This is a genomic window from Marinobacter similis (assembly GCF_000830985.1).
GTDB lineage: Bacteria > Pseudomonadota > Gammaproteobacteria > Pseudomonadales > Oleiphilaceae > Marinobacter > Marinobacter similis.
In genome coordinates, this window is sequence record NZ_CP007151.1 from 428,948 (window position 1) to 449,298 (window position 20,351).

Sequence of the window (20,351 nt, forward strand, 5' to 3'; positions counted from 1 at the left end):
CCCGGTTGAGATTCTCAGCCGGGTTGCTTCTTCAGCTCTCATTCTCCCGCTCGCACACCCAGAAACTCCAGCCCCAGTTTATTGCGGTCAATCCGAATCGCTAACGCCTGAGCTTCATTGAGCTCTGATCTTACTATTCGACCAAACACGCTGACATCGGCATTGCGTTAACGCCTGGAATCGTTCCATCAATCAGTTTTACTGAAACCAGCGCCACGTTAGTTACACGTCGAGGTTAATGCGGTAATATCTTGATTTTACGAATATATAGCCAATGTCCAATATTTAGGAGTATTGGACATTATTGCGATTCTCCCCAGCATTTCACGTTTCACAAAAGATCCGCCTAATGACCTCTAAAGCCCGATTTCCCGGTTATCCCTTGTTTGATACTGCCGAACTGATTCACGAGCAAGCAGATCTTGAGCTGTACCCGGGTCTTCAGGCGGCTCTGATGGCTTTGCCACAGTCCCATCGGGATGACTTTCACATTGCTCAACGGTTTCTGGTCAAATACAGCGATGTTTCAGGCACTTACAATCGTTTCCGGAGTGAGATTCAACGCTTCCTGAACTACACCTGGCATATCGCGAAGCGGCATCTCTCCCAGGCAGACAGCGACCTGCTGAGCAGTTATTTCTCGTTCCTGAAAACGCCCCCTGCCTCCTGGGTATCCCGGGGTATCTATCCTGCTTTTTTCGACAGCAATGATCAAAGGCATCAAAACCCCGATTGGCGGCCGATGGCCCAGCGTTCGAAAGATTCCAATGCTCCCTACTCCGTGACTCAGGCCAGTCTCAATGCGAGTCGCACCGCCTTACAAACCTTCTTTAAATATCTGATGGCGCAGGATTATTTGCAACGGAACCCGCTGCTCGATGTTCGCAAGCGGGACCGAAATGCCAAACCAAGCCTGGATAAGGATGCCGATGCCGAGGTGCGACGTCTCACCGACTGGCAGTGGTCTTATCTGCTGGAAACACTGACCCAGCTGGCCAGCGCCAACCCGAAATGTGAGCGCAACCTCTTTGTCATCGTGACCATGAAAAGCCTGTTTCTAAGGGTCAGCGAATTGGCACCCCGGCCTGTAGACCGAGGTCAGATGCGGACACCGAGCTTCAGTGATTTCAGGCGCACCATTGTGGATGGCGAGGCCTACTGGATCTATTCCATCTTCGGCAAGGGCGACAAGACCCGTCAGGTCACGCTTCCAGATGCTTATTTGAGCTACCTTAAGCGATGGCGGCTACATCTGGGGCTCACATCCCCCCTGCCCGTTCCCGGTGAATCAACACCCATCCTGCCTTCGGCCAAGGGCGATGCCATCGGCAAACGGCAGGTGCAGCGTATTTACGAGCAATCGATTGTTGCCACCGCCGATCGGATGGAGCAAGAGGGGTATGGCGACGAGGCCAGGCAGTTACTGGCTATCCGCACTGAAACCCATTATCTGCGACACACCGGTGCCAGCCAGGCCATTGAAGCCGGCGGTGATATCCGGCATATCAGTGAAGAGCTGGGCCATGCGAACGCAACGTTCACGGAGTCTGTGTACGTGAACTCGGAACAAGCCCGAAGACGGACGGAGGGCCGAAGGCGGTTGGTCTAGGCCACTCTCTAGGGATTACTCTCTACTGATCACTCTTTGACCTGCGTCATGACGCCCAGTACCGGCCTTGTTATACAGTTATACGATCCATTGAGAACAGATAATTGTACTGTGGAGTCTTACCGCGTTTTACAGGTGTTATCACCCCTCAAGCTTGCCGTCTGAATCCCTGTGTCGGTGCTCCCCTTACCGAACAAGGGAGCAAATCATGTTCCAACGAATTGTCGTACCTCTGGACGGTTCATGCCTGGCTGAATGGGCGTTGCCGCACGCCCTGAACCTCGTCAACGCTCTTGGCATCCAACTCGTTCTGATTCGAGTTATGCAACAGTCCGGGAACAATCACCGGCAATATCCAGCAGATCCCATTGCCTGTGACGCCATACAAGCTGAGTCAAGGGCCTACCTCGATTCGGTAGCTTCCAGGTTGGGTGCTCTGGGCGTGCATCCAGAAACCCGTATTCTGGAGGGCGAACCCGTTGATCAGATTATTAACTTTGTGCGACAGGACGGGCAGACGCTTCTCGTTATGACGAGCCACGGTGTTGGTGGTATCAGCCACTACATGCTTGGCAGCGTTGCTCATAAATCCATTCTGCAGGCTCATGTATCTTTTCTACTGGTGCGGGCTTTCAATGACCAGTGCCAGGTACTTCAGGAATACCATTACAACCGGATCACCGTTCCGTTGGACGGTAGCAGTCGGTCTGAGTGCGTGCTCCCAATCGTTGAGCTTTTGTCACGCCACAATGACAGCACTGTTGATCTTGTCTCCATCGCGCCCTCGTTGGTTCACCATTATCAGATTGATAAACACGACCCTCGACTCGCCAATGTGCTGGAGCTCCAGACCGAGTTAAAAGAGAAAATCGATGCCTATCTGGAAAACATTGGCGATCGCCTGAAAAACGAAAGCCTTCATGTTCAAACCCAGGTAAGAATTGCGGATTCGCCAATGTCAGCAATCTGGGAGGCCACTCGCAAAGGCCAATCGGATCTGGTGGTGATGGCTGCTCATGGTCGTAACTGCGTCAACCACTGGCCTCTTGGAGCCCTTCCCCTCAACGCCCTGGTTTATGGGGAGACCCCTCTGTTGGTGCTTCAGGATCTGGAGCCACATGAAATAGAACCTACCTTTGCGGAGAAAGCCTCCACGGAAGCCTGGGGGCATTGATGACAACGGAGACCGACCGGGTTGACGAGGTCAGCACCCAAGCCACCGACACTCAGACCTCGAGCAAAGGGGATTTTCAGAGCCAATGGGCTGCGATTTGTCCGGGGGCTCGGGCGGCGCACAATGACATAGCCAGGACATTGAGTCGGTTCGACAAGCAATTAGATAGAACCCATCAGGACTTGCTTGCGCTGCGGAATAACCCGTCTGCCGCCGGACCGTGGATAGACTGGTATATCGATAATGAATACCTGGTCCGGCGTGTCCTACAAAGGCTTCGCAGAGATCTGTCGGCCTCCTTTGTTGCCCACTTACCCCAATTAATTTCAGGGCCGGCAACCGGCATTCCCCGCGTTCAGGACATGGCAAGGGTGGTGCTCGAACTTTCCGAGCTCAAATTCGACCAAAATGTCCTCGAGGTTTTGGTTCTTGAATTGCGAGACTCCGCACCCTTGAACACCGCGGAGCTCTGGGCCTTTCCTCTGTTCCTTCGCTATCAGGCCTTGAAGCTTATTCAAGAAGAGGTTCACCACCGGATTAACGACCTGAAGGCAAGAACGGAGCGCGAACGAATGGTCGATACCGACCGTCGCGATGTGGTTGCCGATTGCATTCAGAGCCTACATCGTCTGCAACGCACCAACTGGAAGACATTCTTTGAGCGCACCTCTCAGGTTGAGCTTTTATTGGGGCAGGATCCGGCAGGCGCCTACAAACAGATGGATTTTGCCACCCGAGACAGATACCGCACCCGGGTGGAGCAACTGGCAAGGCGCAGCCAACTTGATGAGCTAGGCGTAGCGCGTTGCGCGCTGGAGCTCGCCAACGACGCCCAAAAAGATGAAAAGGCCAATGGCGTATCTGCGGGGCACGTTGGCTATTTTCTCATCGGCGAGGGATACCGGCTGCTCGAGGAAAAGGTCTCCCTGAAGCCACCGGTTACGACCAGGTTGCGGCGCTGGGCAATCGATCGCCGGCTGAGACTTTACTTTTCGGCTCTGGCCGTTGTGGCAACGGTTCTTTTTGCGCTCCCGACGTTTTATTCCGTGTACACCGGCAATTTGCTCCACGCCATTCCAGTCATGCTGGTTGTTATTGTGCCGGCGCTGGTTTTGGCGTCAGTGCTCATTAATTGGCAAATAACCTTGTGGATTCCACCCCGGGTTCTCCCAAAAATCGATTTCAGCCGAGGCATATCGTCGGATCACAAAACCGCTGTATGCATGGCTCTGCTTGTAGGCAAACAGAGCGATATTCTCAATTCGCTGGAGCAGCTTGAAAAGCACTACCTGGCAAATCCCGATCATCAACTCCGCTTCGGATTACTCACTGGGCTCTTTGACGCCCCCGACGCAACCACTCTGAAAGACCAACAACTGCTCACTCGTCTGGATGCTGGTATCGCGGACCTGAACAAACGCTATGAACACGAGGGACACGCGCCCTTTTTCTGGATGCATAGAGCCCGGTGTTTTAATCCACATGAAGCGGTATGGATGGAGTGGGAACGCAAACGAGGTAAGTTGAAGGAGTTCAATCATTACCTGCTGACTGGCGAACTGGGATCTTTCACGCACACGAGCGGTGACATTGAGTGGTTGCGGCAGGCTCAATACGTAATCACCTTGGATGCGGATACTGTACTGCCAGTGGGGGGCGCTCAGCGGCTGGTTGGAACCATCGCCCACCCCTTGAACCAGCCGGTCTGGGACGAGAAAACGGGCGAAGTGCTGTCTGGCTTCAGCATTCTGCAGCCCCGTATCGAGATCAACCCAGTCACCGCCACCCGTAATATTTTCACCCGGATCTTTTCCGGCGACCGCGGCTTGGATCTATATACGCTGGCCGTCTCTGACGCCTATCAGGACCTGTTCGGCGAGGGTATTTTCACGGGCAAAGGGCTTTATCACGTAGGCGCTTTTGTCGCCAGTCTCCGCAACGCCGTCCCGGAAGAGGCTGTGCTCAGTCACGACCTTTTTGAGGGCATTCATGGTCGAACAGCGCTGGTCAGCGACGCGGTGATGTATGAGGAATATCCGCCCGAATATCTGTCTTTCAGCCGCAGGCTGCACCGATGGATTCGCGGCGACTGGCAACTTCTACCTTGGTTGTGGCCGATGGTCCCCTCGGAAAGTGGAGAGAAACTCCCTAACCGGCTGAGTGGCCTCCACCGTTGCAGCTCACCCACAATCTTCTCCGCAGCCTTCAGGCACCCTGGCTCTTACTTCTACTTTTCCTGGGCTGGTTTGCCCTGCCCGGATCGCCACTCCACTGGACGGTACTGGCGTTGATCACACTGCTGGTCCCGAGCCTGACCGGCGTTGTGGGGCTGGCCCACGCCACCATCCGCAGAAGACGGTCGTCCGAGCGCGTACGCAATCTGAAGGGCGACTTTAAACGTTGGATTCTTGCGGTTGCCTTCCTTCCACAGGAGGCGGCAACAACAATGGATGCGATCATTCGATCAATCTTTCGCACCTATGTGAGTCATCGTCACTTATTAGAGTGGTCGCCAGCTGCGCTCGAGGCCGGGCGTTCCAATGGCTCTTCTTGGTGGCAGTATTGGCGATCGATGGGCGTCGGCCCTGCCATCGCCATCATTTCTGCAGCTGTTCTCGCCGCAACCACACCATCTACTCTGGTCTTCGCTGCGCCGATCCTGCTTTTGTGGTTGGTATCGCCGCAACTGGCCTATCTGGCCAGGAAAGATCGCACCCTGCCGATTGAAAAGATCAGGTTGGAAGACAGAACACACCTTAGGCGCCTGGCACGCCGAACCTGGTACTTTTTTGAGCGATTCGTTGGGCCCGAAGATCACTGGTTACCACCAGACCACTTCCAGGAAGACCCAAAAGGTGTTGTTGCACACCGCACGTCTCCCACCAATATCGGCTTACTGCTGGTCAGTAATCTGACCGCTTATGACCAGGGTTACATCGATGCCCAGGAGCTGGTTATACGGTCGCGAAATACACTGCGAACCCTCAGCAAACTCCCCCGGTTTCGCGGCCATATCCATAACTGGTGCGATACTCAACACCTAACCACCCTTCCGCCGGCCTACGTTTCAACGGTCGACAGTGGCAATCTTCTCGGATCGTTGCTGACTCTCAAGCAGGGGCTTCTGGGTCTCGCCAACGATAAAACCTGGCGTTTTGAGCACTTTGAGGGACTGCTGGACACCGTTGGCGTGCTCGAGGACAACCTTGAGGAGTACCACTCAACGGAGCCCCGTAATGTGCTGGCTGAGGAACTCATTGACCTCCGACGGCTAGTGATGGCAACTGCCGACAGCCCAGAACAGTGGCCTAACCTGATCGGAGAGCTGGAAAATCGGTTGAACCGACACGTGGATCCGGCCGTCCAGCAGGTTTTGAGGGAGCCCAAATCGCTGCCGCCGGAAATTCTCGCAGATTTGCGACTTTGGCTGGAGCGCTCACACCATCACATCAAGCGGATGAAACAGAGCCGGGATCAGTTCCTGCCCTGGTGGTCGAGCCATGAAGCCAAGCCAGATTTTCCGGCCAGTGAAATGTCCTCGAGCCAGAAGGAGTGCTGGGAGGCCCTGATTACGTTCATAGCTCAGCCAACATCCTTTGCTGAACTTGCGTCCATGTCCGATAGGTTGGAGCCGGTTCTTTCAGAACTGATACAGGATCCCCCGGAGAGCACGTTGCCCGAAGCCACTCGACAGTGGCTCACGACAGTGGCAACACAAATTCGGGAAGCAGGAAAAGTAGCGAACGCTCTGATTAAATCGGCTTCTGAATTGGCAGAAACCTGCGAGCTCTGGTTCGAGAGCACCGACTTGGCCTTTTTGTATGACACCGAAAAAAAGGTGTTCAGAATCGGTTACGACGTCGATCAGGCAAACTCGATGATAACGCTTATGATTTGCTGGCGTCAGAGGCACGGTTGGCCAGTTTTCTTGCTATTGCCAAGGGTGAAGTGTCAGCAGATCACTGGGTTCACCTGGGCCGCCCGCTTACCCGGGAACAAGGACAGGCTCTCCTGCTCTCCTGGAGCGGCACCATGTTCGAGTATTTGATGCCTCAATTGATGATGCGCGAACCCGCAACGACCCTGCTAGGCCAGAGCGGAAGGATTGCCATTGACCATCAGATTCGCTACGCCGGCAAACATGGCCTTCCCTGGGGCATATCAGAATGCGGTTACAGTCTCCTGGATGGTGCACAGAATTATGCCTACCACGCCTTTGGCGCGCCCGAATTGTCACTCCGCAGCAACAAGGGCGCCGAAGACTGGGTAATCACCCCCTATGCCACCTTCCTCGCCTTGCTCTGGCGGCCGCAGGCGGCCTTCGACAACCTCAAGCGGCTTGAAAAAATGGGCATGCTGGGCAGGTATGGATTTTTTGAAGCCGTGGATTTCACCGAGCGCCGCGTGGAGGTCGGCCGCACTTACAGCATTGTGCGGAGTTACATGGCGCACCATCATGCATGTCACTGATCAGCCTGGGTATTGCCCTCTGTGAAGAGAACGCGATTTCCCGATTCTCCAGCGATCCCAGAGTGGAAGCCTGTGAACTGATCCTGCAAGAACGGGTTGCGCCGGATGCAGACATCGAATATCCAACCTATAGCGAACAGGAGGCACTGCCGTCAGGGGTTCAGCAGGTGCCACCGGTCACGCCCTGGCAAGTCCCACTCGACAGCCCTACCCCTCGCGTGCATTTGCTATCCAACGGTCGGCTGAGCGTGCTTGCGTCCAGCCGAGGCGTTGGGGGAACTACTTGGAAATCCGACGCCATCACCCGCTGGCGCCCTGATCCAACGGAGGAGCGCTGGGGCAACTGGATTTACATTCAGGATCGGGACAGCTGGGATCTTTGGTCGATAACACGGGCGCCCATGACCGGGAGAGGTATACGAGAATCCGTTCGTTTCTACAGCCACTGCGTTGAATACAAGCGACAGGATCAGAACCTGGTGCAGACTCTTGAGGTCACTGTCTCGCCCTGGCATGACGTCGAATTACGCCGGGTTTCGTTGACCAATCACGGAGATAAACCCAGAAAGCTCAGGCTGACAAGTTATGCCGAAATGGTTATCGCGGATCCGAGGGCAGACAGCCAGCACCCTGCGTTTGGCAACCTGTTCGTCCATTCCGAATTCCTTTCTGACAGGTCCCTTCTGATTTTCGAGCGACGACCCGGGACCCTAAAGATCAGGCGCCCATTGTAGGCGAGTGCCTGATCGGTCGCTCGGGGATTATTGAACCAACCGCCGTCGAGACAGATCGCGCCAAATTCATCGGCCGAGGCGGCTCATACGCTCACCCAGGGGCTCTGGAGGCCAATGCGGGTCTCTCTGGTTCATTGGGCTATACCCTGGATCCGGTGTCAGTGCTGCAAACAGACGTGGTGTTGGAGCCGGGCGCTTCGGTTCAGCTGGCGTTTATGCGGTTCGTCGCGGACTCACGTGAAGACGTTCTTGCCCTGGCTGCTCGTTTTGCTTACTGGCCCCGAGTTCAGCGGACTTTCGAGGAAGGCGAAGGCCAAGCCTGTCAGGATCTGTGGCGAAACGACTTGAGTAATGACGACTTCCGCAAGGTCATTGCTCTGACCTCAGCTCTCATCTGCTCGCCGCCTCAACTCAGAGCACCTGTGCCTGTTCTCTCCGCAAACCGGTTGCAACAAGCCAACCTTTGGGGCGTGGGCATCTCCGGAGATTTCCCGATTATTCTGGTCAGGGTGGGACGTGAGGCGGATGTCGATGCAGCGCACCTGCTATTGAGAGCACATTCCTTCTGGCGCAAGCGCAACTTCAAGGTGGACCTGGTGCTGCTCAACATTGGCGACAGTGGTTACGAAGGCATAACACAGGACACCATCAGAAGATTGCTGGCGAAGCACAGTGTTGAGGCCTTTGTTGGCGGTCGTGGCGGCATCTTCCCGCTCACGGCAGACTCTTTGGGTCCAGAAGAAGTGGTACTGCTGGAGACGGCTGCCAAGATGGTGCTGGATGCCTCGGGGGCATCACTGGCCCATGCTCTTCAGAGTATTGACCGGCGGGAATCACCGCTGCCCAGATTGCGGGGCAAGCCGCCCAGTGCGGTGCCTCTTGATGACCATAAACTCGAGCCCATCCAGGACCTGCGTTGCTTCAATGGACACGGTGGTTTCACTGCAGACGGTCGGGAATATGTGATCAGTGTTCGTCATAGCCGACCCACCCCAGCGCCCTGGATCAATGTGATCGCCAATCCACTTTTCGGAACCATCGTTTCCGAATCTGGCGGTGGCTACACCTGGTTCCAGAACAGTGGAGAAAACCGCCTGACCAGATGGCGCAATGATCCTGTGCTTGATGAGCCATCCGAGTGCCTCTATTTGCGCGACGAGGAAACCGGGTTGTTCTGGTCTGCCACCGCCAAGCCCGTGCCCCATGAATCTGAATACCGGACAAAACACGGTGCAGGTTACTCAAGCTTTGAGCATGTTCGCCATGGCCTTCATTCTGAGATGACCATTTTTGTTCCACCGGATGATCCGGTGAAAGTTGTGCGCCTGAATCTTCGCAACCTCTCCAGCAGAAACCGTCGAGTCACCATGACCTACTACGCAGAGTGGGTTCTTGGGACGCGCCGTGAGGACACCAGCCCCTATTTGCAGCCGGCCTATCTGTTAGAACAGCGCGCTCTGATAACAGCCAATCCTTACAACCCTGACTGGCCAAACCAGATTGCCTTTCTGGCGACAGACCAACCCGTACACGGCTACACAACCGATCGCACCGAGTTCATGGGTCACTTAGGAAGTCTGGGCAATCCGGCGGCCTTAAAACGGGTGGGTCTGAACAAGCGTGTTGAACCAGGTAGGGACCCTGTGGGGCATTACAAATACATGTGGATCTGCCACCCAACAGCGAACACACGGCTGTGTTTTTCCTCGGCGCAGCGCAAGATTTTGAATCTGCTGTCACTTTGATTGAGCGCTATCAACAGCCGGCCGCGTTCGACAAAGCGTGGGCGGCAAGTCAAAGCTACTGGCAAGAAACTCTCGATACTGTGTTGCTCGATTGCCCGGACGATAGCGTTAACTTCATTTTTAACCAGTGGCTGGTGTACCAAACCCTTGCCTGCCGCATGTTTGGCCGCAGTGGTCTATACCAGTCCAGTGGTGCTTTCGGGTTCCGGGACCAGCTACAGGATTCCATGGCACTGCTCCATACCAGGCCGGAAGTCTGTCGTGATCAAATTCTTGCTGCAGCGGCTCGTCAGTTTCCTGAAGGAGATGTGCTGCACTGGTGGCATCCGCCTCATGCCCGAGGAGTGAGAACACGCATTTCCGATGACCTGGTTTGGTTGCCATTGGTTGTCAGTGAATACCTGCAGGTCACCGGAGATGTTGCACTTCTGGATGAGCAGGTACCCTGGCTTTCAGGAGAACCTCTTGCCGACGGAGAGGCAGAACGATACGCCCATTTTGAGATATCCGAGGACGAGTCGTCAGTTTACGACCATTGCCTCCGAGTACTTGAACGCGCTAATAGACTGGGCCCCCATGGTATCCCCCTCATTGGCGGTGGCGACTGGAACGATGGGATGAATCGGGTTGGTCTTGGCGGCCAAGGCGAAAGTGTATGGATGGGATGGTTCCTGATCGTGACACTGCAGCGGTTCAGTCGCGTCGCGGCGGCCCGGGGCGATGAGGTAACGGCTGAAAACCTTACCGCTCGTGCGGATCGCCTCGTCCAGAAACTGAATCAGAACGCCTGGGATGGGAAGTGGTATCGCCGAGCCTACTATGACGACGGTACGCCAATGGGATCGGCTGGCAACCCGGCCTGCGAGATAGACTCCATACCCCAGTCCTGGGCTGTTCTTTCAGGAGTGGCGGACACTGCTCGCACGAAACAGGCCATGGATGCTGTCTGGCAAAAACTGGTGCGCCCAGACCCCGGTCAAGTATTGCTATTTACGCCACCTTTCAGAAAGCGTGGAAATAAAAGAAAAGGAAAGGCACAGCCCGATCCCGGGTATATCGCAGCTTACCCGCCGGGAGTCCGGGAAAACGGCGGGCAGTACACTCATGCCGCCTGTTGGGCTGGTATGGCGTTCGCAGCACTGGGTGACGCGGAAAAAACAAGCGCCGTTCTGGATTGCCTTAACCCGGTCAAACATGGAAATTCTGAGGCCGGCATTGGCCAATATCAGGTAGAGCCTATGTGTTGGCTGCCGATATTTATGGGGAAGCGCCCCACATAGGCGCGGGGGCTGGACCTGGTACACCGGCTCTGCCGGCTGGTTATACCGTTTCATCCTCGAGGGGGTTCTCGGCATCCAGCGAGTAGGCAATGAGCTTCAGATAAAACCGTGCCTGCCTCCCGATTGGCCGGGCTACACAATACAGTACCGCTATGGTCAGACCATTTATCGAATTATCGTGAAGAGAAGCCTAGAGCCATTGTCATCTCCTGATGAACCGTTTTGCCTATCGCTCATCGACGATGGGAAGTCCCGTGACGTTATGATCGATGTTTAACGCATGAAGCATCAAGACGCAATCAGTCGGCTAGAAGGTCTGCTGCGAGAAAAAATGGAGTCATTAGGCCAAGTTGCTTAAGGAAATCAACTTTGAGACTTACTCAAGAGCGGTGAACTCGGTAAATCAAATGTCTGCTCAGAAAACCACCGCAACCAGATATCCGTTAGAGGCTTCGTGTGTTGTGGCCAGTGCATTTCCAACGGGACGTGCATAGGTTCGTCGAGGGTCAGAAAACGACAACCAGTAGTTTGCAGGTTTGCCACGCAGCTGGGCACCAGAGCGACGCTTTGGCTGCTCGCCACTTGCGTGAGAAGTGCCTGCATACTGGCGGGCTCACTAATCACCCAAGGCTGGAGCTCCCGCTGAAAAAAAACACTTATCAGGGTATCGAAAAGGCTCGGCGCGTGCCGCCGCGCAAATAACGTTAGCGGTTGATCTGCAATTTGCGCGAGGCTCAGGCTTGCCTCACCGGCCAGGGGATGGTGGTCGGATAACACCGCGACGATGGGATCATCCAAGAGGTGCTGCGAACAGATCCGTGTGTCCCGCTGTGCGTCAACTGGGCGTGAAAAACCCAGGTCGATAGAGCCACTCGCAAAAGCGTCAGTCTGCTGGGCAGCTGTCATCTCAAAAATCTGGACATCAACGTTGGTAGCGTAGTCCCCGAACCGACGCAGCATGGCTGGCAGAAAATGCGCGCAAGCCGAGCTCATGTACCCAATGCGTAGCACTCCTCGTTTCCCAGCTGCTATGTCTTGCACATGCTGCCTGGCTTGGGCGCATTGGCGCAAAATTGCCTCGGCATCCAGAAAAAATCCTTTACCTGCCTCACTCAGTTCCACACGGCGCGTACTTCTCTGCAATAACGTTACGTCCAGTTCGTTTTCCAGTGCGTTGATATGCCGGCTAATAGCCGACTGAACCGTGTGTAGATGCTGGGCCGCCAATGAAAAGCTGCCGCAATTCGCCACTTCTACGAAGCTGACCAAGTGTTTTAGGTTCATACGGTCTATGCCATTTAAGGATAAATAGGAGTTAAAAATATCATTTAAAGTATTAGTCGAAGGTTTGTAAAGTGCTGCCTTGGATTTGAACGGATGAACGAGGCACGTATGCAGTTATCGCGGTTGGGTGAATTTACTTTGTTGTTGATATCCATGCTCACCATCATGGTCGGTACTGCATTAGCTCCTGGCTTGAACTCGATTGCGAGTGCACTGGAGTTTAATTCCTATGCTCCGTTGCTCATCACCTTACCTGCTTGGTGCCATTATTTTTGCACCCCTGTTTGGCAGGCTGATCGATTACCTCGGTGCCCGAACCATCCTGATCACGAGTTTGTGGGGCTACTTTATTTTTGGCGTAGGCGGCATGTTCGTGCAGGGCCCTGTTATGGTCGCAATAGACCGGATTCTTCTCGGTGGTTTCGCTGTCGGAGCAATGGCGGCTGGAACTGCAGTGATTTCCCAATGGTACGCAGGCAAAGAACGTCTGGGCATGATCGCAAAACAAGGAATGGCGATTGAGCTCGGCGGTGTGATCTTCTTGTTTGTCGGTGGTCTTCTTAGCGAAATGAGCTGGCAAGCGCCCTTCCTGCTCTATGCGCTAGGTTTTTTCTGCGTGGTTCTTACCCTGCTCAGTATTCCCAAAACTGAACCAAGAACAAACAATGTAAACGCTCCTGTGGACGCCAGAAAAACACAGTCCATGGGCCCAATTATGCTTACGCCGTATTGGCAATGTCTCTGTTTTACACCATCTTCACCACATTACCTGGGTTGCTTGCGGAGTTCCTGTTTACCGAAGCCCAAACCGGTTACCTATTGTCGTTCATATCTTTAGTGGCGGTTTTCGCTGCGATGATGATGCCGAAAATAGTTGGCAAATTCTCAGAAGCCATCGTCCTGATGTTCGCCTTTATCAGCTACGCCCTTGCGCACCTGCTGTTTGCGATAAGCACAGTGTCGGAAATGCTAATTTTGGCTTCGGTGTTTGCAGGGATTGGCTTCGGCTTTTCCATTCCACTATTGAATCACGCAACGGTGGAGCGCAGCACCGACAAAAATCGCGGCCGAAATCTGTCGATGTTCGCTATGGCGGTGTTCATGGGGCAGTTCGTGACTTCGTTTTTCGAGTTCTTACCGCTGTCACCGAATGAAACGCTGTATGTCTGTGCGGCAATTGGAGCCATTTGTGCGGTAGTGCAAGGTCTGGTAGTAAAAAGTCTAGTGCAATCTAACGCCCGAATGACTGAGCCCGGGTTAATGCCAGAAGGGTATCATCGCGCTGGTTGAAGCTATGAATTTCGCCCGCGCGACGCCAGCTGGTTTAAAAGCACGTTCATACAAGTTTCCGAACGCCACGTATGGAGGGTCTACTCTATTCCCAGATCCATTTTTCTGAGTGCCGCTATCCTCATTACATAGAAGATCTTTAGGCCCGCGGCCCATACTGGAATCGATAGATGGGCCAGAATCTGTCCCGCAAGAGATAAATTCGACACCCCCGAATACGCAACGAACACTGTCGCACACAGTGCTGTTACCGATATAGCTAGCCCCCAATTGGCTCCTGTCAGTAATCTGTTCATCGATTAATCACCTATGGTCCGTGATCCTTTAGCGCATGTTTGGAAATCGGACCCTAGTATGGAGCGCGCTTTGTATTTGTGATAATGAATTGTTTTCGGTTTTAATATCAGTATCACTAATATAAAACCAGCACGGAGCATAGGTAACGATCGTGGACATTGAATTAGCCCGTACCTTTCTAGAAATCGTCCGAACGGGCAGCTTTATTGCGGCGGCAGAAAGGCTTCACATTACGCAAACGACCGTCACGGCGCGCATCAAGAACCTCGAAGCCCAGCTGGGTTGTCGTCTCTTTATTCGCAATCGCAGTGGTGCCTCGCTGACTGCCGATGGTGAACGTTTTGCTGGACGTGCCAGCCAGCTCGTTCAAACCTGGGATGCCGCCCGCCGGGAACTTCCGCTACCAGACGGCGCCGACAGGGTTGTCACACTCGGTGCTGAAACAAGTCTGTGGAATCCATTACTGCTTGATTGGTTGTCAGCGCTGAAAGAGAACGCGCCCACTCTCGCTCTGCGAGTCGAGGTTGGCGAACCTCAGACTCTTCACGACAAGTTGGAAAAAGGTGTGATGGATGCGGCACTGGTTCACCAACCAACTACTGGCCGGGAATGCAAATAGAACAGTTGCTGGAAGAGAAACTGGTACTGGTGAAAACCAGGAAACAATCAGGTGATTACATATACGTGGACTGGGGCCCCATTTCCGGCAACAGCACGACGCTGCCTTCCCAGAAAATGCTCGCCCAAGACTGACATTTAACCTGGGGCCACTGGCCATACAGCATCTGCTTGCACATGGAGGTAGCGGCTATTTCAGGACGCGAGTAGCCCAACCCTATCTGGAAAATGGATTGCTTGAGCGGGTCGAGGGCGCACCCGAGTTCAGCTATCCGGCGTATCTGGTCTATCCACGTGCCGGCGAAGCTTCAACTCTCAGGACAACTGTCGAATCAATACATTGCGCAGCTTCAGGCAGCAACCGCTAGTTTATTCCGTTGCGGCCACGGGAATTCCCTAATTGCAAAGCTCCGCCCTACCAAACACCTAGGAAGCCACCCTAAAGGTTCGGGCCTTTAACGATTAATAGGTCCTAAAAAGGTGGTCGGTATGATGAAACGTTTCTCCGGATCCTCGACCGTGCTTACTTCAAAGTTGATACTAGTTACCTCGCTTACGAGGCTATCCGGAGCCTTTTCTAAAATAATCGGAACTTCCCTTTTCTCTTCGGCCCTAAGTATCACTCTGCTAGGCCCCAGCATGTTTATCCCCTCTCCCCCAGAGACCTTAATAACCGCATGCCTCGTTTCAATGTCTTTGTTCGTAAGTTTGAGCAGGTAACTGTTCTCGATATATCCCGAGCCATTAAAACGGAACAGGCCCCTATCCTTCTCAAGTTCCAGCCCCAGCAAAGGCCGCGTCATCAAGGCCCAGGAAAACAAACCGATCATGGTCACAAGAATTAGAAAGTAAGCAACAAGACGAAGCCTCAGAATATGCCTTGTTCCTTCGTTCAGTTCGTTGTCGCTGGCGTATCGAACGAGACCTTTTGGATAGTCCATCTTCTCCATAATCGAGTCACAGGCATCGATGCAGGCGGCACAGCCAATACACTCCATCTGCAATCCATCACGTATATCGATGCCTGTCGGGCACACCTGCACACACATTTCGCAGTCTATACAGTCGCCCAGGCCCTGAGCAGAGGGATCTGAGCCCTTGTGACGGCTACCACGAGGGTCACCCCGGCTTGCATCATACGCCACCACTAATGAATCGTTGTCGACCATGGAGGATTGGAAACGGCCATAAGGGCACATATGCAAACAGACCTTTTCCCGCAGCCAACCGGCATTCACGTAGGTAGCCGCAGTGAAGAAAAATACCCAGAAAAGTGCTGATCCCGAGAGCTCAAGAGAGAGAATATTCGGAGCTAGGTCCCGGACCGGAGTAAAATAGCCAACAAAGGTCACCGCGGTACCGGCGCTGATCAGCAGCCAAAGACTATGCTTTAGAAACCGCCGTAAAGCTTTGTGCTGACTAAACGCGGAGTCGTCGAGTTTAATGCGTTGTCCTCGATCGCCCTCGGTTAGTCTTTCAGCCCATAGAAAAGCCCACATCCAGACACTCTGTGGGCAGGCATAACCACACCAAACCCTGCCGGCAAGAACAGTTATGAAAAAAAGACCAAACGCACAGATGATCAGGATGGCTGACAACAGAACAAGATCTTCTGGCCAAAACGTTGCGCCGAATATGTGAAACTTTTTCTCGGTGATGTCCCAGAGAACGGCCTGGCGCTCGCCCCAGTTCAACCAGACGGTCCCAAAATACAGAGTAAAGAGCATGGCTCCCGCGCCAATCCGAAGTCGTCGGTAAATGCCTGAGAAACTCCGCGGATAAATTTTGTCGGATGAACGATGTGATGGGGGATTCGTTGCAACCTGGGTGACCGGAATAAGTCGATTCATTGACCGTTTACCTTCCCAAAGGATTCATGGAACTCTTTGGTAGAGTATGTCGGTCAACTGAGAGTGGAGACAGGATCAGTTTTTTTAATTTTTATAGGGACAAAAGCGATTATTGATGCTGTATTAGTTCCGACAGACGATTCAACGCATGTGCCCGGTGGCCGCCCCAGGGATGAGCGAAGCTTATTCGTAAACAATTCCCGAACCGCTCTGAAACCGAGAAAAGATTGCCTGGGGTGATGACAATACCCTCACCCATCGCTTTAGAATAGATATCCATGGTATCTACCTCTTCCGGTAGTTCTACCCATATCGTTAAACCACCTTGTGGCGCTGTGGTACGAACAGCGAGTGGCCATGCTGCCAGATACTCCAGCAACTGGTCCCGCTGATCCCGCAATTGAAGACGGAATTTTCGAACGAAGGCGGTGTAATCGCCCTCCTTGATAAAACTCTCGACCCCTTGCTGAACAAAACGACTGCTTGCGAGCTGGGACGTCAGTTTCATTTGCAGGATCTTTGAGTGCCACCTGCCACCATTTATCCAACCGAGCCGAAGATCTCGGGAAAGGACTTTCGACAGCGAACTACAGTGAATAACCCGTCCGGATTGATCCAGAGATTTCAAGGTGTCGGGAACACCAGACCAGCCAGTTTCAGCGTAAATATCATCCTCGACGATGGCTAGGTCGTACCTCTCCGCCAATTGAAGCAGCCGCTTGCGGGCCTCCGTCGGCATGACTGCGCCACCCGGCGTTGCGAAAGTGGGCGATACAACGCAGGCCCGGACGTCCCAAAGCTTCAGAATATCCGCAAACGCGGCGACATCCATTCCCGTCTGCAACGAAGTTGGCACCTCGACGACCTTTAACTTCAATTGCTCCAACAGCTGCAGAACGCCATAAAAACCAGGAGATTCGACGGCAACAACATCACCTTCAGAACAAACCGTCAATAAGGCCAAAAATAGAGACTGTTGGCATCCGGACGTAACACACAGTTCCGACGCATCCGTGTTCCAGCCTCTTTTGGCGAACAATGTGGCAAGTTGATTTCTCAGGCCTGGATCGCCCGCGGGTTCATCATAGTATTGGAAATTCCCTTTCTGACGCCTCAACGCCCGACCGATTGAACGATTGAGTTGCACGATCCCTGAGGGCATTTCTCCCGTGCGAAGGCTGGCCGTCAGATCAAATGCGGCACTTCTGGTCATGATGTCTCGAAATAGCTCGCTGACGGATACCGGTTTCGGCGATTCAATCCGGTCCTTTTGGCTTGGGCTGTCAAATTCCCGGCTATTGTAGGTTACAAAAAAGCCAGCTCGCTCTCGGGATTCGATTAACCCTTTGGCTTCGAGACGCTGTAGCGCATGCTGAATGGTAATTTTTGCGCAGCCGTGGAGTTGGCACAGCGTTCTGATAGAGGGTAAGCGTTCGCCGCGACGCCACCGACCAGCACGATAGCTTGTTCTATCTGATCTTCCAGCAATTGGTACTTTGGGAGGGTGTTGTCCATGGTAGTTTTAATTGTCGGGTATGAGTTTCGATTTCCACGCCTGATCCGTCGAGTCGATTTTGCGTTCCCGCACCAGCATGATGGGTTTTAAATCATGCCCTCACGCTTTCAGGCAGGCATGGCGACTTTACCACGCTGAGCCCAAGGGAATTCCTTAACTGGAAGATGGATTAGCGCAGACAACGCCCCTACTCCCACACCTACCCACCAGACCAGCGTGTAATCGTTGTAGAGATCGTACAAGGCACCGCCCAGCCAGACGCCCAGGAAACCACCCAGCTGGTGCGAGAAAAACACCACGCCGTAAAGTGTACCCATGTATTTCAGGCCGTAGATATTGGCCACCAGACCGGAGGTCAGGGGCACCGTTGCCAACCAGAGTGATCCCATCGAAACCGAAAACAGGACGACGGTTTCCGGCGTAATCGGCGCCATGATGAAGGCCGCCGATACCAGCGTGCGCAACAGATAGATGGTGGCCAGCAGATACTTCCTCGAATATTTGTTCCCCAGCCATCCCGCGAGCAGTGTCCCGCCGATGTTAAACAGCCCGATCAGCGCAATGGAAATGGCGCCAAGCCCCGATGCGGATGTCACACCCAGCACGTACAGCATGCTGTCCGGGCTTATCGGCCCACACATTTCAGTGATAAAGGCTGGAAAATGCGCGGTGATGAAGGCCAGCTGGTAACCGCAGGAGAAGAAGCCGATGAAGATGAACCAGAAGGTGGGATCCTTGAGTGCCCGCTTGAGCACAACGCCCATGGGTTCTTCCGCCACAGTCGACTTGGCCGGTTTCGGAGCCCGCATCAGCGTGAGCGCGAACATGGACAGCAGAACAAACCCGGCAAAGATGACGAACACCGATTGCCAGGGCATCTGGCTCAATAACGACTGGGCACCGGTGGCCCGACGATCTGACCGGCAGAGCCTGCCGCCGTGGCAATGCCCAGCGCCATGGACCGGTTCTTGTCTGAAGCCGCACGCCCGACCACGGCCAGAATAACGCCAAAGCCGGTTCCCGCAATCCCGAAGCCGACCAGAATTTCCAGCAACTGATGCTGGCCCGGCGTGATGGCAAAGGCCGACAACACCAGACCAACCACGTACACCACACCGCCGGTGAAAATCGCTTTGCGATCGCCATAGCGTTCGGCGAACGCGCCGAAAATAGGCTGACCAATACCCCAGAACAGGTTCTGAATGGCGATGGCTAAAGAAAAGGATTCCCGGGGCCAGGCAAACTCCAGCGCAATCGGCAGCTGGAACAAGCCAAACGAAGCGCGTACCGCGAAACTCACCAGAATGATGATGCAGCCAGCGATCAGGACCGGGTTGATCAATCGGTCATATGTGCCCGGGGAGGATCCATCCAGCGCTTTACCTTCGCCACTTTTAACGTCACTCATTCAGCTGCCTTTGCTTATCAATCGTGCTAGGTGATCTTGTCACTTTCTAGCTGATTGTGCCTTATAAAGCAGCTCAATAACGCAAAAACGCCTCCACATCTTCAATGCCGGGCAACGAAGTAAAGGCGCCGGCATGGGTGACCGCGTGGGCACCACAAGCACTGGCAAAGCTCAGAATATTTTCCAGCCGCTGTTGATCAGTGCCCAGCCCTTCCAGACCTGCTACCGACATATCCAGCTCAGATAGGCGATACAGCAAACCACCGACGAACGCGTCTCCGGCGGCAGTACTATCGACCATCTGTACATTCGGTGGCTGGATCGAACCGCTGTGATAAGCGGTGTGGTAACGCAGTGGTTGGCCGCCATCGGTGATCAGCACCAGGGAGGCGCCAGCGTTCAATATCTGCTTCAACACCTGTGCTTCATCGGTGTGCCGGCACAGGAAGGCCAGTTCTTCGGCGGACAGTTTCACCAGGTCCGCCTGTTCCACACAGGCCCACACCGATTCAAACGGATCGGCGCCTTCAGGCCAGAGATTGTGCCTGAGATTCATGTCGAAGCTGACCAGCCAACCGGCGGCTCGTGCGGTTTCCAGACCGGCCTGAGTAGCTTCGAGGATGCCCGGCTCAGTCAGCGTGTTGGAGCAGAAATGAAAGATGCCCCGGTCCTCAAACCATTCCTGCTGAAACTCGTTGGGGCCGAACAGCAGGTCCGCGGAAGGCCCGCGATAAAACTCAAAGCTGCGTTCGCCGTCTTTATCCAGCGATACAAACGCCAGAGCGGTTTTCGCCTCTTTGGTTTGCAGCAGGTAGTCCGTGCGTACCTTCATGGCTTCAAGCGACTGAACCAGGAAATCACCAAACATGTCGGCGCCGACTTTACCGGCAAAGAAGCTGTGGCCACCGAGTTTTCCAATTGCTGCGGCCACGTTCGCTGGCGCACCACCCGGGTATTTGGTGAAGCGCTCGTTCTCCGATCCAGCGCCCTGCCCGTCCTGTGCGTCGCTTACCCGGCTCGACAACATGTCTACCAGAAGTTCACCGAACGAAATGACTTTAATCATTGGGTGCCAC

General features: G+C 54.1%; 16 protein-coding genes and 2 pseudogenes. 11 read left to right on the top strand and 7 right to left on the bottom strand.

What is annotated here, in order from left to right; all coding sequences use genetic code 11:
- Positions 1 to 349: 349 nt before the first annotated feature.
- The 8 genes from AU14_RS01975 to AU14_RS18555 all read left to right on the top strand — a co-directional run bounded on the left by AU14_RS01975 (position 350) and on the right by AU14_RS18555 (position 11,012).
- The gene (locus AU14_RS01975) at positions 350 to 1,609 is read left to right on the top strand and encodes a tyrosine-type recombinase/integrase (protein WP_041338471.1); all 1,260 of its coding nucleotides are present in this window, start codon (positions 350 to 352) and stop codon (positions 1,607 to 1,609) included.
- Positions 1,610 to 1,817: 208 nt separating this feature from the next.
- Positions 1,818 to 2,783 carry a universal stress protein gene (locus AU14_RS01980; protein ID WP_041338474.1) on the top strand — a complete coding sequence of 322 codons (966 nt, stop codon included), beginning with the start codon at positions 1,818 to 1,820 and terminating at the stop codon, positions 2,781 to 2,783.
- A gap of 140 nt (positions 2,784 to 2,923) precedes the next feature.
- Complete coding sequence (locus AU14_RS01985; protein ID WP_148312704.1) at positions 2,924 to 5,074, top strand: glycosyltransferase family protein; 2,151 nt, start codon at positions 2,924 to 2,926, stop codon at positions 5,072 to 5,074.
- Entirely contained in the window at positions 5,071 to 6,831 is a 1,761-nt protein-coding gene (locus AU14_RS20215) for a hypothetical protein (RefSeq protein WP_052471932.1), read from the top strand. The genes AU14_RS01985 and AU14_RS20215 overlap by 4 nt, the downstream gene beginning before the upstream one ends.
- Positions 6,732 to 7,253 (top strand): glucoamylase family protein, encoded by a 522-nt coding sequence (locus AU14_RS18540; RefSeq protein WP_236744290.1) that lies wholly within the window; start codon positions 6,732 to 6,734, stop codon positions 7,251 to 7,253. Before AU14_RS20215 ends, AU14_RS18540 begins: the two co-directional genes overlap by 100 nt.
- Positions 7,244 to 7,987: a hypothetical protein gene (locus AU14_RS18545; protein ID WP_052471934.1), complete on the top strand. Its 744-nt coding sequence runs from the start codon at positions 7,244 to 7,246 to the stop codon at positions 7,985 to 7,987. The genes AU14_RS18540 and AU14_RS18545 overlap by 10 nt, the downstream gene beginning before the upstream one ends.
- A 29-nt stretch (positions 7,988 to 8,016) precedes the next feature.
- Positions 8,017 to 9,732: a hypothetical protein gene (locus tag AU14_RS22520; protein WP_269079134.1), complete on the top strand. Its 1,716-nt coding sequence runs from the start codon at positions 8,017 to 8,019 to the stop codon at positions 9,730 to 9,732.
- Positions 9,729 to 11,012 carry a GH36-type glycosyl hydrolase domain-containing protein gene (locus AU14_RS18555; RefSeq protein ID WP_052471936.1) on the top strand — a complete coding sequence of 428 codons (1,284 nt, stop codon included), beginning with the start codon at positions 9,729 to 9,731 and terminating at the stop codon, positions 11,010 to 11,012. The genes AU14_RS22520 and AU14_RS18555 overlap by 4 nt, the downstream gene beginning before the upstream one ends.
- A 363-nt stretch (positions 11,013 to 11,375) precedes the next feature.
- Here the strand turns inward: AU14_RS18555 and AU14_RS01995 are convergent, their stop codons facing one another.
- Positions 11,376 to 12,296 carry a LysR family transcriptional regulator gene (locus AU14_RS01995; protein ID WP_052471937.1) on the bottom strand — a complete coding sequence of 307 codons (921 nt, stop codon included), beginning with the start codon at positions 12,294 to 12,296 and terminating at the stop codon, positions 11,376 to 11,378.
- A 229-nt stretch (positions 12,297 to 12,525) separates the two neighbouring features.
- Between AU14_RS01995 and AU14_RS23595 the strand changes: the two genes are divergently transcribed.
- The 3 genes and pseudogenes from AU14_RS23595 (at position 12,526) to AU14_RS20230 (ending at position 14,869) form a co-directional block, all read left to right on the top strand.
- A complete protein-coding gene (locus AU14_RS23595) occupies positions 12,526 to 13,134 on the top strand; it encodes an MFS transporter (protein ID WP_094191127.1) in 609 nt (202 codons plus the stop codon).
- A complete protein-coding gene (locus AU14_RS18875; protein ID WP_094191128.1) occupies positions 13,032 to 13,586 on the top strand; it encodes an MFS transporter in 555 nt (184 codons plus the stop codon). Before AU14_RS23595 ends, AU14_RS18875 begins: the two co-directional genes overlap by 103 nt.
- 448 nt (positions 13,587 to 14,034) lie before the next feature.
- Positions 14,035 to 14,869, top strand: a pseudogene (locus AU14_RS20230) (LysR family transcriptional regulator).
- A gap of 87 nt (positions 14,870 to 14,956) precedes the next feature.
- Here the strand turns inward: AU14_RS20230 and ccoG are convergent.
- From ccoG to AU14_RS02025, 6 genes and pseudogenes are all read right to left on the bottom strand, one after another.
- On the bottom strand, positions 14,957 to 16,351 hold the full coding sequence (gene ccoG, locus AU14_RS02010) for a cytochrome c oxidase accessory protein CcoG (protein WP_041338479.1): 1,395 nt from the start codon (positions 16,349 to 16,351) through the stop codon (positions 14,957 to 14,959).
- Positions 16,352 to 16,460: 109 nt separating this feature from the next.
- The gene (locus tag AU14_RS02015; RefSeq protein WP_236744292.1) at positions 16,461 to 17,564 is read right to left on the bottom strand and encodes an aminotransferase-like domain-containing protein; all 1,104 of its coding nucleotides are present in this window, start codon (positions 17,562 to 17,564) and stop codon (positions 16,461 to 16,463) included.
- Positions 17,565 to 17,717: 153 nt separating this feature from the next.
- Positions 17,718 to 17,840 (bottom strand): annotated as a pseudogene (locus AU14_RS23125) (hypothetical protein); the annotation flags it as partial.
- Between the two features lie 134 nt (positions 17,841 to 17,974).
- Positions 17,975 to 18,745: an MFS transporter gene (locus tag AU14_RS22525; RefSeq protein ID WP_269079135.1), complete on the bottom strand. Its 771-nt coding sequence runs from the start codon at positions 18,743 to 18,745 to the stop codon at positions 17,975 to 17,977.
- A gap of 5 nt (positions 18,746 to 18,750) precedes the next feature.
- Positions 18,751 to 19,275 carry an MFS transporter gene (locus AU14_RS22530; protein ID WP_269079083.1) on the bottom strand — a complete coding sequence of 175 codons (525 nt, stop codon included), beginning with the start codon at positions 19,273 to 19,275 and terminating at the stop codon, positions 18,751 to 18,753.
- Positions 19,276 to 19,348: 73 nt separating this feature from the next.
- On the bottom strand, positions 19,349 to 20,341 hold the full coding sequence (locus tag AU14_RS02025; protein ID WP_041338482.1) for a carbohydrate kinase family protein: 993 nt from the start codon (positions 20,339 to 20,341) through the stop codon (positions 19,349 to 19,351).
- Between the last annotated feature and the right edge of the window lie 10 nt (positions 20,342 to 20,351).